The 11,881-nt window shown below is 71.9% G+C and carries 14 protein-coding genes and 1 pseudogene; 9 read left to right on the top strand and 6 right to left on the bottom strand.

Going from position 1 to position 11,881, the window contains the following annotated elements:
- The first annotated feature begins 386 nt into the window (after positions 1 to 386).
- Entirely contained in the window at positions 387 to 629 is a 243-nt protein-coding gene (locus tag AC07AL_RS32820) for a hypothetical protein (RefSeq protein ID WP_363584000.1), read from the top strand.
- A 174-nt stretch (positions 630 to 803) separates the two neighbouring features.
- Here AC07AL_RS32820 and AC07AL_RS32815 read toward each other — a convergent pair whose 3' ends face one another.
- A complete protein-coding gene (locus AC07AL_RS32815) occupies positions 804 to 1,373 on the bottom strand; it encodes a helix-turn-helix domain-containing protein (RefSeq protein WP_478319210.1) in 570 nt (189 codons plus the stop codon).
- A gap of 83 nt (positions 1,374 to 1,456) precedes the next feature.
- On the opposite strand from AC07AL_RS32815, the gene def reads away from it, so the two are divergent.
- The 3 genes from def to AC07AL_RS32800 all read left to right on the top strand — a co-directional run bounded on the left by def (position 1,457) and on the right by AC07AL_RS32800 (position 4,940).
- Positions 1,457 to 2,062 carry a peptide deformylase gene (gene def, locus AC07AL_RS32810; RefSeq protein WP_400844232.1) on the top strand — a complete coding sequence of 202 codons (606 nt, stop codon included), beginning with the start codon at positions 1,457 to 1,459 and terminating at the stop codon, positions 2,060 to 2,062.
- 144 nt (positions 2,063 to 2,206) lie between these two features.
- Positions 2,207 to 2,455: a hypothetical protein gene (locus AC07AL_RS32805; RefSeq protein WP_363583994.1), complete on the top strand. Its 249-nt coding sequence runs from the start codon at positions 2,207 to 2,209 to the stop codon at positions 2,453 to 2,455.
- A gap of 28 nt (positions 2,456 to 2,483) precedes the next feature.
- Positions 2,484 to 4,940, top strand: coding sequence for an SAM-dependent methyltransferase (locus AC07AL_RS32800; RefSeq protein ID WP_478319207.1), 2,457 nt, complete (start codon positions 2,484 to 2,486; stop codon positions 4,938 to 4,940).
- Here the strand turns inward: AC07AL_RS32800 and AC07AL_RS32795 are convergent.
- Positions 4,937 to 5,740, bottom strand: coding sequence for a class I SAM-dependent methyltransferase (locus AC07AL_RS32795; RefSeq protein ID WP_478319206.1), 804 nt, complete (start codon positions 5,738 to 5,740; stop codon positions 4,937 to 4,939). The two genes, AC07AL_RS32800 and AC07AL_RS32795, sit on opposite strands and share 4 nt — an antisense overlap.
- A 210-nt stretch (positions 5,741 to 5,950) precedes the next feature.
- Between AC07AL_RS32795 and AC07AL_RS32790 the strand changes: the two genes are divergently transcribed.
- Positions 5,951 to 7,138, top strand: a complete 1,188-nt coding sequence (locus AC07AL_RS32790) for an alpha/beta hydrolase family protein (RefSeq protein ID WP_478319205.1) — start codon at positions 5,951 to 5,953, stop codon at positions 7,136 to 7,138.
- A gap of 151 nt (positions 7,139 to 7,289) precedes the next feature.
- Here AC07AL_RS32790 and AC07AL_RS32785 read toward each other — a convergent pair whose 3' ends face one another.
- From AC07AL_RS32785 to AC07AL_RS32775, 3 genes are read right to left on the bottom strand one after another with little or no spacing between them, the layout of a single operon-like run.
- Positions 7,290 to 7,472 carry a DUF397 domain-containing protein gene (locus AC07AL_RS32785; RefSeq protein ID WP_363583985.1) on the bottom strand — a complete coding sequence of 61 codons (183 nt, stop codon included), beginning with the start codon at positions 7,470 to 7,472 and terminating at the stop codon, positions 7,290 to 7,292.
- Between the two features lie 60 nt (positions 7,473 to 7,532).
- Complete coding sequence (locus tag AC07AL_RS32780) at positions 7,533 to 7,721, bottom strand: DUF397 domain-containing protein (RefSeq protein WP_363583983.1); 189 nt, start codon at positions 7,719 to 7,721, stop codon at positions 7,533 to 7,535.
- On the bottom strand, positions 7,718 to 8,605 hold the full coding sequence (locus AC07AL_RS32775; protein ID WP_400334493.1) for a helix-turn-helix domain-containing protein: 888 nt from the start codon (positions 8,603 to 8,605) through the stop codon (positions 7,718 to 7,720). Before AC07AL_RS32775 ends, AC07AL_RS32780 begins: the two co-directional genes overlap by 4 nt.
- 113 nt (positions 8,606 to 8,718) lie before the next feature.
- On the opposite strand from AC07AL_RS32775, the gene AC07AL_RS32770 reads away from it, so the two are divergent.
- Positions 8,719 to 9,180: an ATP-binding protein gene (locus tag AC07AL_RS32770; protein WP_363583979.1), complete on the top strand. Its 462-nt coding sequence runs from the start codon at positions 8,719 to 8,721 to the stop codon at positions 9,178 to 9,180.
- Positions 9,170 to 9,331 (top strand): hypothetical protein, encoded by a 162-nt coding sequence (locus tag AC07AL_RS32765; protein WP_363583978.1) that lies wholly within the window; start codon positions 9,170 to 9,172, stop codon positions 9,329 to 9,331. The genes AC07AL_RS32770 and AC07AL_RS32765 overlap by 11 nt, the downstream gene beginning before the upstream one ends.
- Positions 9,332 to 9,385: 54 nt before the next feature.
- Here AC07AL_RS32765 and AC07AL_RS32760 read toward each other — a convergent pair whose 3' ends face one another.
- Positions 9,386 to 9,673 (bottom strand): hypothetical protein, encoded by a 288-nt coding sequence (locus AC07AL_RS32760; protein WP_478319203.1) that lies wholly within the window; start codon positions 9,671 to 9,673, stop codon positions 9,386 to 9,388.
- A 294-nt stretch (positions 9,674 to 9,967) separates the two neighbouring features.
- On the opposite strand from AC07AL_RS32760, the pseudogene AC07AL_RS32755 reads away from it, so the two are divergent.
- Positions 9,968 to 10,933 (top strand): annotated as a pseudogene (locus AC07AL_RS32755) (IS630 family transposase); the annotation flags it as partial.
- A gap of 45 nt (positions 10,934 to 10,978) precedes the next feature.
- Positions 10,979 to 11,557, top strand: coding sequence for a maleylpyruvate isomerase N-terminal domain-containing protein (locus AC07AL_RS32750; protein ID WP_363583974.1), 579 nt, complete (start codon positions 10,979 to 10,981; stop codon positions 11,555 to 11,557).
- The last annotated feature ends 324 nt before the right edge of the window (positions 11,558 to 11,881 follow it).

The raw sequence follows: 11,881 nt of genomic DNA, 5'->3' as shown, positions 1-11,881 counted from the left end.
GGGTGCCCAACGTGTCGCCTGTGACGGCGTCCCCCCCCCCCCAACCCCCCCAACAAACAACCAAAACGCCAACCCCCCCCCCCCCCTCCCCCCCTCCCCCCCCCCCCCCCCCACGCAGCTCGGCGGCGAGGGACTGGCGGGTGCAGAGGGGGCCGTTGACGCGCATCGGGCCAGCTTGCAGGCCGGTGGGGCCGGTGCGCCAGCGGGTTTTTCCCTCGCCCGGACGCCGCCCGGGCGCCGCCCGGACGCCGCCGCTGACGCACTGCCAAATTGGTCTCGACCATTTGGTCTTGACCATTGCTTTGGGTTCGGGAGTGGAGGAGGATCACCGCGAAGCGCCGGGGGGCGGACTCCGGCGCTCCTCTTGGAGGGAAGAAGGCACCGGCATGGCAATGCGCAAAGCGGTTTCCACCATGGCCCTTGCTGGACTGCTGGCCGCGGGCGGGCTGATGGCCGCCCCGGCTGCTCAGGCATCCACGAGCGTGACGACCGGATACGTCTATGTCGGCATGTACCCGAGCGGCGCCGCGTGCGACGCCGCGGGCCGGGCCTACGTGGCCCGGGGCGAGGCTGTCAGCTACTTCTGTGATGTCGCCCCGAACACGGCCCGCCTCTCCATCTGGGCCTGAGCCGGGTAGGCGCGCGGGAGCGGCAGGCCGCCGGCCGGGCGGCCTGGCCTTGAACTCCCCGTGATAGTTGACGGTCGCGGAGCAGGAAGTCGGTCCGGCCGACTTCCTGCTCCGTCTGTAGGTGGCCCTGCTCGTCGGTGCTCGTCAGCGCTTGTGAGCGCTCGTCAGTGCTCGTCAGTGCTCGTCCGGGAGGAGCGGGAAGAGGCGGGCCACGGCGGCGACCGGGCGGGCGCCGGCAGGGCGGCCGGCCGGGTCGGCCTCGCGGTCGCGGTAGCGGGCCAGCACCTGGCGGACGGCCTCGCCGACGGCGGCCAGTTCGGCGGGGGTCAGGTAGAGGACGGTGCTGAACGCCTCGTCCTGCCGCCAGTCGGCCGGGGCCGTGTCGCGGCGGGCGAGCCAACGCTGGTAGCTCTCGTCCTCCAGGCCGCGCGCGAGGTCCCCGAACTCGTCGGCCGCGGCGGGCTGGTGGGGCTGGTGGGACTGCTGCGGGAGCCGCCAGGGGCGGGCGCGGCCGTCGGTGGCGGGAGCCTCCTCGATGAGGCCGTGGCGGGCCAGCTGCCGGAGGTGGAAGGAGCACAGGCCGGAGCTGTACCCGGTGGCGGCGGCGGCCTCGGTGGAGGTGAGGGCGGCCTTCTCGGTGAGGAGGCCGAGGAGCGCGGTGCGTACGGGGTGCTGGGGGAGGGCGCCGGTGGCGGGCGCGGTGAGGTCTTCGGTGTCTTCGGCGCCTCTGGCATCTTCGGTCACTTTGCAAAGTCTGCTACTTTGCAAAGTCGATGACAAGCCGTCATCCTCGCCGTCGTGTCGACGGTGTCGACGAGGGAGCGCCGATGTCCGAACCGCGTGAACGCCCGACCGTCCTGCGGATCACCGAGGTGGGGGAGGACATCCTCCGCCGCACCTGCCGCCCGGCGACCGGGGAGGACTACGGCAGCGAACGGCTGGCCCGCCTCATCGAGGACATGTTCGCCACCATGCAGGTCGCCGACGGCTGCGGGCTCGCGGCCAACCAGGTGGACGTGGACCTCAGCCTCTTCGTCTACGACTGCCGCGACGACCAGGGCGTCCGGCACGTCGGCCACGTGCTCAACCCGGTCGTCGAGCCCCGCGAGCCCGGCCGCCGGCTGATCGAGGACACCGAAGGCTGCCTCTCCGTCCCCGGCGCCGGCACCGAACTCGCCCGCCCGGCCGAGGTGGTGGTGCACGGCTTCGACCAGTACGGCGCCGCCGTCACCATCGAGGGGACCGGCTACTTCGCCCGCTGCCTCCAGCACGAGACCGATCACCTGAACGGGCAGCTGTACATCGACCGGCTGTCCGGCCGGGACCGTAAGCGGGTCCTGCGCCAGACCGCCGACCGCCGGGAGGACGTCTTCGCTCAGCGGGCTCAGCGGGCCCAGCGCGCGGCCGGGGCGGCGCGCTCGTCGGCCCGCTGACCGCTGACCGCGCCCGACCAGGGCCTCGGCCGGCTGGCGCACCGGAGGCGCCCGTGAGGGCTGTCGGCGCGAACTGGTGTTCAGTAGCATGAAGTCGCCAACGCCCGTGGCTCCGAGGGGACGAGTGACTGTCGAGTGCCTACCGTGACCGCAAGCAGCCTGGCCTTCGACGTCGTCGACATCGACGTGGACGCCGATCTCACGCTGGGCCCCGACACCGCCGAGGACCGGCCCTTCCGCCAGGTCGGCCGGACGGACTTCGACCTGGACAGCCCGATCCTGACGGAGCCCGCGCCGCAGATCACCCAGATGGACTTCGAGGTGGACGCCCCGGGCCTGATGGATCCCCCACCGCAGGTCGTCCAGATGGACTTCGCCGTCGATATCGCCTGACGCCGCCGACACCGACTGACGCCGCCCGATGGACCCGAACCGCCCGTACGGCCGCCCCTTCGACCGCTTCCCGACCCGCCGCGAGCACGAGGACCGCTGGGCGGAGCTGGCCCGGGCCATCGCCGCCGCCCCCGGGCCGGACCGCCCCGAGCTGGACGGCGGGCGCGCCGAACCAGCCACGCCCAAGGGCGAGTTGACCGTGCTCGGCTCCGGCATCGAGGCGGCCGGGTTCACCCGCGCCGACGAGCGGCTGCTGCGCGAGGCGGACCACGTCTTCCACTGCGTCGCCGACCCGGTGACGGTGGTGCGGATCAAGGCCTGGCGGCCCGACTCCTACGACCTCGGCGTCCTCTACGACGACGCCAAGGACCGCTATCTGACGTACGTGCAGATGTCCGAGGCGATCCTGCACTTCGTCCGGGCCGGACGGCGGGTGGCGGCGGTCTTCTACGGCCACCCGGGCGTGTTCGTCCTCTCCAGCCACCGCGCCGTCCGGATCGCCCGCCGCGAGGGCCACGCGGCCGTGATGCGGCCGGGGATCAGCGCGCTGGACGTCCTGTGCGCCGACCTCGGCGTGGACCCGAGCAGCCCCGGCATGCAGACCTTCGAGGCCTCGGACCTGCTGATCCGCGGCCGGCGGATCGACCCGGGCCTGCACCTGGTGCTCTGGCAGGTCGGGCTGGTCGGCGAACTCGGCTACCAGCGGACCGGGTTCTTCAACCACCGGCTGCCCGTCCTGGTCGACCGGCTGGAGGAGGTCTACGGCCCGGACCACGCGGTGGTCAACTACATCGGCGCCCGCTACCGGGGCACCGCCCCCGTCACCGACCGGCACACCGTCGCCGGGCTCCGGGACCGGGCCGTGCAGCGGACCGTCACCAGCGCCTCCACCTGGTACCTCCCGCCGGCCGTCGCCGCCCCGGCCGATCCGCGGATGCTCGAACGGCTGGGCCTGATCCGGCCCGGCCAGACCGTGCGGCCGCCCACCGGCCCGGTCCGGACGGTCGACGACTACGGGCCGCGCGAACTCGCCGCCCTCGACGGCTTCACGGACTTCCACGTCCCCGGCGGCTACCACTGGCAGGAGGACACGCCCGCCGCCCGCTTCGTCCTCGCCCTGGGGGAGGACGGCGCCCTGCGCGAACGCTTCGTCCGGGAGCCCGAGGCGGCGGTGGCGTCCTGGGCGCCGCCGGATCTCGCCGACGCCGAACGCGCCCTGCTGGCCCGCCGCGAGGACGCGGCCATGCAGGCCGCCGCCAAGGGCCGCTACCGGCGGCCGACCCCGGAGGCGGCGCGGCGGCTGCGCGCCCTGCTCACCCGCAAGTCGGAGGCGCGCGCGCTGCTCCGGTCGGTGCGCGACGACGGGCTCGGGGGTGGCGTCGACGGGACGACCGTCCGTCGGGACCTGGACACCGTCCTCGCCGAGGCCCTGTACCCGTGGACGGGCCTCTACGGCACGTCGGACGGCGACCTCGACGTCTACGTCCTGGGCCGCGCCACCGACCCGCCCCGGCACCGGGTCCACGTCAACGGGCAGCGGATCACCGGCCCGCGTCACGACCACGGCGTGCTGCGCTGGCAGGCCGAGGACGGCAACGACTGCGGCGGCGAACTGCGCACCGAGGTCGGCCGGGACGGGCGGCGCCGGCTGGTCGGCGCGGTGTGGCCCGCCGGGCGGGTCGCGGCGGCGGAGTTCTCGGTGCAACTCGCCGAGTACGCCCTGCCGGACGTGCCTCCGCTCGCCGACCTGGTCGGCGACTACCGGGCGGCGGACGAGGCCGGGCGCGAACTGGTCGTCTCCGTCGGGCCGGGCGAGGACGGCCCGGCGCTGCGGGTCCGCGTCGCGGTCGACGGCGTGCCCACGGCGGCCGCCGTCGTGGTCGGCCCGGCGGGCTTCGAGGTGGACGGCGTCGCCGTCCCCTACGCCCAGGCCGTGGCGGCACCGGCCGTGCCGCCGTATCTGTACGGCTGCTACCGGGTGCGGCTGCCGGGCGGCCGCGGCGCGGAGCTACGGGTGGCCGCGGACGGCGTCGCCCTCGACGAACAGCCGATCCGCCACGCGGAGTTCACCGGCAAGCGCCTCACCTGGCGCGACGGCCCCGCACCGCTGCCGTCCGCCGAACTGACCCTGCTGCTCGACCCGATCACCCTGCACCCGATGCTCACCGGCACCGGCCGCGCTCCTGGCGGCCCGACCCTCACCGGCACCGGCACCGGCACCGACACCGGCACCGGCACCGGCACCGGCCGCGCGCTCGACGGCCTACCGCTGCCGGTGGTCGGCATGGTGCCGGTCGCCGCCGGGGAGGCCGAACGCCTGGCCGCCCGACCGCAGTTCGGCCTCCCGGCCGGGCCGTGGGCACACCTGACGGCGCTGGCCGCCGAGGCGAGCCACGGCGGCGGCCTGTTCTGGTGGCACGGCTGGGAACAGTCCGCCACCGCCCTGCACACGGTGCGGCGCGCGCTCTGGGAGGCGGGTCTCTAAGCTCGCGGATCCGGGGCGGGAGTCAGCCGCCGGACGCGCAGCACGGCGGTCAGCATCGGGAGGGCGAACTCGCCGTGGGCGGTCTCCGGCCTGTCCGCGAGGAACGCGCGGATCCGGTCGAGCCTGGCCTCCCGCTCCTGTTCGGGCATGACGAGCATGCCCGCGCGGGTCGCGAGGGTCGCGACGAGGGAGTCGGCGGTGCGGAGCTGCCCGTGCGGGAACTCCTCCTGTTCCGGCGAGCCGAACCGGGCGGCCGCGCCGGACTTCGGAAGGTGCATGCCGGTCGTCTCGGCGCGCCACCCGGCGGGCGTGTCACGCGGGCCGATGGCCTCGCCCCCGCTGATCTGCGCGAGCCCGTCGACCCAGGCGACCTGGTCGTCCAGCACGTTCCACAGGCCGGCCAGGACGCCACCGGGGGCGAGGACCCGGGCGATCTCGGGCCCTGCGGCGGCCATGTCGAACCAGTGCATGGCGTTGCCGGCGACCACGGCGTCGACGGAAGCGTCCGGCAGCGGAATCGCCTCCGCGCTCCCCGACAGGGCACGGACCTCCGGCAGCGAACGGCGCAACTCGGCCAGCATCGCCGGGTCGGGCTCGACCGCGATGACCTCGGCACCCAGCGCGGCCAGCACGCCGGTCAGCTTGCCGGTTCCGGCGCCGAGGTCGAGCACGCGCGGGCCGGGAGCGGGTTCGAGCGCCCAACGCACCGCATCCTGCGCGTAGTCCGGGCGGTGCTCGGCGTACGCGATCGCCGCCGCGCCGAACGACGAGGCGTGGAGTGAGCGTTGACCTCGATCCATGCGGTCACGCTAGCCGCGCCGCCGCCGGCCGGCCACCTCCTTCACCCCGGGCTGCCACCGCCCACGCATCGGCGATCGGATCGACGTCGACAATTCGAGCCCGTCGACGCCGTCATGATGGCCCGTAGGGAATGTCGACGCCGAAATCGGGGACTTGTCGGGGGGCCACCCGGATGCCGCACCCCCGCGCGAGTGGAAAGAATCGCCGCCATGAAGACAATCCGGCGGGCAACCAGATACGCGGTCAGCTGTGCCACCGCCATGGCGATCATCCCCCTGAGCGTGTCGGCCCCAGCTGTCGCGGCACCCGCCGCGACACCGCTGACGGCGTCCAGTGCGCCGACGGCCCGGACGACGAGTGCGTTGTCGTTGCCGAGGCCGACCGGGTCGTACGCGGTCGGTCGTGACACCCTGCACCTCGTCGACGATCGGCGCGCCGATCCGTGGGCACCGCAGTCGGGACCGCGACAGTTGATGGTCGACCTCTACTACCCTGCCCGCACCAACAGCGGCACGCCTGCCGCGTACATGAGCACCGCCGAAGCGTCGGCGCTGATCACCTATGCCGGTCTGTCGGGGGCCCTCGAACCGGCCCGCCTCGCCGACACCCGTACCTGGGCCCGGGCCGACGCGGCACCGGCGCGGGGCCGCTACCCGCTCGTCGTGCTGTCCCCCGGTTTCACGGTGCCCCGCTACACCCTCACCGCGCTGGCCGAGGAACTGAGCAGCCGGGGATTCGTGGTGGCGACCGTCGACCACGCCCACGAATCGGCGGCCACCCGCTTTCCGGACGGCATCCTGCCCTGTACGGCGTGCGACGAGTACAACTCCGGCGCCGCCACCCAGGAACAGATCGCCGCAGGCCGCGCCCGGGACGTGTCCTTCCTGCTCACCGAGCTCACCGGTCCGCGCCCGGTGTGGCGGTACTCCACGCTCATCGATCCGGCGAGGATCGGCATGGCCGGACACTCCGTCGGCGGCGATGCGACCCTGGCCGCCATGGGCGCGGACCGACGCGTGCTGGCCGGTGTCGACCTCGACGGCGCCATCACCCCACCGGTTCCCGCGACCGGCATCGACGGCCGCCCGGTCCTGCTGATCGCGGCCGCGGACCCGAGCGGCCCGGACATCGTGCCGTCCTGGAAGAGCAGTTGGCCGAACCTGGACGGATGGAAGCGCTGGCTCACCGTCGCCGGCGCCGACCACTACACCTTCACCGACCTGGACTACCTGGTCAACGAGAGCGGCGTGCTGCCCATCCCGAACGCCCCCCGGTCGATCGCGATCACCACCAGCTATGTCGGCGCCTTCTTCGAACGCCAACTCAGGGGAACCTGCGAGCCGTTGCTCAACGGCCCCAGCCGGGACTTCCCCGAGGTGACCTTCACCAGCCCCTGACCGGCACGGACGGCAGAAAGGGCCCCGGCGCCACGGAGGCGGCCCGCCCGCATCGAGGCGACGGTCATGCCGGATGCCCGCCGCTCGTCACCGTCCGCTGCGTGAAGGACTTCGGCCTCCAGACCCGGATGGAGACGGCAGCCTCGGGCCTTCAGGTGGCGGCGGTCGGGGCGAAGTCGACGAAGGCTTGCCAGGCGGCGGGGGAGAAGGTGAGCTGGGGGCCGTCCTTGTCCTTGGAGTCACGGACGTGGACGGCGGCGGTCGTCTCGGCGATCTCGACGCAGGCGGCGTCTTCGTTGCTGCTGTGGCTGCTCTTGAACCATGCGAGTTCCATGCTTTCTGACGGTACGCCGACGGCCCACCGCTGCCTAGCGGTGGGCCGTCGGGACAGTGCTCAGACCTCGGCGGTCGCGGCGAACGCCACGAACGCCTGCCACGTGGCCGGCTCGAACGCCAGCTGGGGGCCGCTCTTGTCCTTCGAGTCACGCACGTGGACGACACCGGGGGTCTCTGCCACCTCGACGCAAGCGCCACCCTCGTTGCCGCTGTAGCTGCTCTTGAACCATGCCAGCTCGGTGCTCATCGTTCTCCCAGGATCTTCTCGATCAAGGCCAGGGACTCCTCGGGACCAAGGGCCTGCGCCCTGAGGATGTTGTAGCGCGCGTTCATGATCCGGACTTCCTCCGGGTCGGCGATCAGCCTACTGCTCGTCTGTACCTCGATGTAGGCGTGCTGAGGCCGACCCTTTGGTGCGATCAGAATGAACGGCCCGCCCATTCCGGCGTGCTCAGCTCTGTCCAGGGGCAGCACCTGGATGACCATGCCGCGGGTCCGCCCGACCTCCAGGAGCCGGCGGAGCTGGGCTGCATGCACGTCCCACCCTCCCAGGGGTCTGCGTAGTACGCTCTCGTCGATCACCCAGCTGAACATCCCCCGGGGCCACCGGGTCAGTACCTCCTGGCGCGCCATTCGCGCGGCGACCCGCATCTCGATCACCTCCTCTGACAAGGGGGGCTGCCTCATTGCGTAGACAGCTCGGGCGTGCTCCTCGGTCTGGAGCAACCCGGGGATGTCGAGCGTGGCGAAGTCATGGGACTCGATTGAGTCGACCTCCAGGGTTGCGTACCCACGGAACCAGGCCGGGTGTCGCAGCCGCGCCTTGGCCCGCGCCCGCATCACGTCGTCCTTCGTGATGGCCAACAGGCCGCCGGCGTTGAGGACTTTGTCCGCCGCCACCAGGAACTCCGGCTGCGGGGTGCGCTTTCCGCGCTCCACCGCGCCGATCAGGTGCTCCCCGTAGCCGACGCGTTCGCCGAGTTCCTTCTGCGTCATCCCGGCCCGCTCCCGGAGCAGCTTGATCTGCTTCCCGATGGCGCGGAAGAAGTCCGACACCTCTCCCAGGTCCTCCGGCAGTTCCGTACGAACGTCGTCGCTTGACTCGATGTTCCGCGCTGCACCCACCGCGATCACCCCGCTTGTGATTCGGTCACACGAACAAAAGCTGTCCGCAGCTGGACAAGCACTCTCCGTACCCCCCAGATGCATGGTCAGCGTACGTCCGCACCGTCACGATTTTTTCCATGACGACCGACATCCCCCTCGACAGTCCCCGCCGCCACACCATCACCCTCGCCGCCACCCCCAAGGGCGCCGCGATCTGCCGGCGCATCGCCAGGCGTCAACTGACCACCTGGGGGGTGAACTTGTCCCACACAGAGCCGTACTACTCGGCTCTCCTGATCGTCGCGGAGCTCGCCGCCAACGCGACGACCCACGGCCGCGTTCCGGGGCGCGGCTTCGAGCTTCACCTCTGCCTCACCACCACCGTGCGCCGGGGCACCACCCTGCGCATCGAGATCTCGGACTGCCGGGGCGACCGTTTCCCCGCCCTGCCCGCCGTCCTCGCCCCCAACTCCCAGTCAGGGCGCGGCCTCACCCTCATCGACGCCCTCGCCGACCGCTGGGGCACCATCCCCCGCCACCCCAACGCCAAGACCGTCTGGGCCGAACTCGATCTCCCCGTCGCCCTCGATGCGTCCTGACGTGACCTGGGGCGCCGCGACCGCCTACACCCTCCTCCCGTTCGCCCTCCTGCTCGCCCTCCTCGCCTGGATCTACCCCCTCACCGCCGGTCACCCGACCGTCCACCACCCCCACCCGATTCCGACCCCAACCCCAGCCCCCGTCCGCTGAATACGGCATGGGAAGTCGGCCCCACCGACTTCCCGCGCCGAACCGACCCCGGACTCACTTCCCGGGCAGCCGCACCTGGCGTGAGTACACCGGCGGAGTGCCGTCCGTGACGGCGGGCTCCGCGTAGCACTCAAGGAGCAGATCGCCGTGCAGGTCTTCGAGTTCGTACGGCGCCTCCTCCAGCAAGGCATCGGCCCACACCTCAAGGGGCGCCCTCGTCAGTGCGGCGTTCGGGACGGGGATGAGCGGTCCCCGGCCCATCGCCTCCCATGCCGCCGTGCCGTCCGCACGGAACAGCAGCCGCCACCAGTACGGCTGCAAGTACGGCTTCTTCCGCTGCAACGAGACCAGCTCCCGGTGTCCTTGAGGCGAGGCGGTCGTACCCCGACATCCGTGAAATGACGGCCCCCGGGGCCGAATGGTTGCCCTGGCGCAGCCCGTGCAGCGGGAATGGCCCCGCCTCTCTCCGGAGACCTCGCGTGGTCGACGGTCGACCTCCCGCCGAGTCGGGACCTGTTGCGACAGTGGATCCGTGAAGCGGAACGCCGCGCCGACCGGGGAGGTCGTGCGCGGCGTTCGGCGAACGAGGGGGAGAGCCGGGGTCTGCTGCGAAGTGTTGGTCACGGCCTCCTCGCCGTGGCGGCTGACGAGGACACGGTGCGTGACGTCGTTCACCGCGTCAACGAGATCGGCTTGGCCTGTCTGGACCCTCAGTGGGCGGGAGGCCGTCCCCGCCAACTCAGTCTTGAAGACGAGAACTTCGTCGTCAAGACGGCCACCACCCGCCCGACCAAGCTCGCCCAGCCCTTCACCCGCTGGTCCATCCGCAAGCTCGCCGCCTACCTCCGCAGGGTTCACGGCCGGGTGATCCGCATCGGCCGCGAGGCCCTGCGCCGCCTGCTCGCCCGACGCGGCGTCACCTTCCAACGAACCAAGACCTGGAAGGAGTCCACCGACCCCGACCGCGACGCCAAACTCGATCGGATCGAGCACGTCCTGGAGCACTTCCCCGACCGCGTTCTCGCGTTCGACGAGTTCGGGCCGCTCGGCATCCGCCCCACCGGCGGATCCTGCTGGGCCAAGCAGGGCCGACCGGACCGGGTCCCGGCGACCTACCACCGCACCCACGGCGTGACCTACTTCCACGGCTGCTACTCCGTCGGCGACGACACCCTCTGAGGCGTCAACCGCCGCCGCAAGGGCACCGCCAACAGCCTGGCCGCGCTCAGGTCGATCCGCGCCGCCCGCCCCGACGGCGCCCCGATCTACGTGATCATGGACAACCTCTCCGCCCACAAGGGCGCCAAGATCCGCCAATGGGCCCGGAAGAACAAGGTGGAGCTGTGCTTCACCCCGACCAGCGCCTCCTGGGCCAACCCCATCGAGGCGCACTTCGGACCGCTGGGGCAGTTCACCCTCGCCAACTCCAACCACCCCAACCACACCGCCCAGACCCGTGAACTGCACCGATACCTCCGTTGGCGCAACGCCAACGCCCGCCACCCCGACGTCCTGGCCGCCCAACGCCGTGAACGCGCCCGCATCCGCAGCGAGAAGGGACTCCGCTGGGGCGGACGCCCCCTCGCAAGCGCGGCAGCCTGACCCTGGACGGATGAACCCTCCTGACCGCAGCCATAGCATCGCCTGATGCGCTACATCGACAACCGAGACGTCAACGAGGCCGTGACCGAGATGGTGCGGGTACTCGGCCCGCACGACGCGGAGGACTGGTCGGTACCAGCAGGTCCGCTGGAATGGAGCTGCTGGACGACGGCCGCCCACATCGCCCATGACCTGCTGGCCTACGCCGGGCAGATCGCCGCACGCCCTACGGACGCCTACCTGCCCTTCGATCTCTCCGTCCGCTCGGACAGCTCCCCGCGCGAGGTGCTCCAGGTGGTCACCGCCTGCGCAGGGCTACTCGGCAGTGCACTGGCCACCGCCAGCCCGGAGGTCCGGGCCTGGCACTGGGGTCCCTGCGACCCGTCAGGTTTCGCGGCAATGGGTGTCGCCGAGGTTCTCCTGCACACCCACGACATCACGCAGGGGCTGGGCGTGCCGTGGCTGCCCCCGGCGCCGCTCTGTGCGGCAGTGCTCCACCGGCTCTTCCCTGATGCCCCACCCGGTGACCCGGCTCATGTCCTCCTCTGGTGCACCGGCCGGGGCGACCTGGACGGCCATCCCCGCCGCAACTCATGGACATGGCAGGCGGCGGTGGCCGAGTGATCAGACCTACCGCGGGCAGACGGAGGGACGCCCCAAACGCGGCGAACCATCCCGGTCGCAGCACTAGTGTGATGCGCCACAAATCATGGGGGTAGTAATTACCGTGATGCCTGGACGACTGGGTTGATCTTGGCGAGGTAGTCGGCGAGGGACTTGAGGATCTCGTCGGCGGTCTTGGTCCAGGTGAACGGTCTCGGGTCCTGGTTCCAGGTGTCGATCCAGACCTAGATGCAATGCCGGTGACTTTAGGTTGCTCCTGGCTGGGTGATGGTGACTGTCGCCGGTTCTGGTTGCGGCCAGTTGCGGTGTTGGGAGCGTTTGAGG

This window comes from Kitasatospora sp. NPDC043949, assembly GCF_056435365.1.
This window is presented reverse-complemented; position numbering and strand designations above follow the sequence as displayed.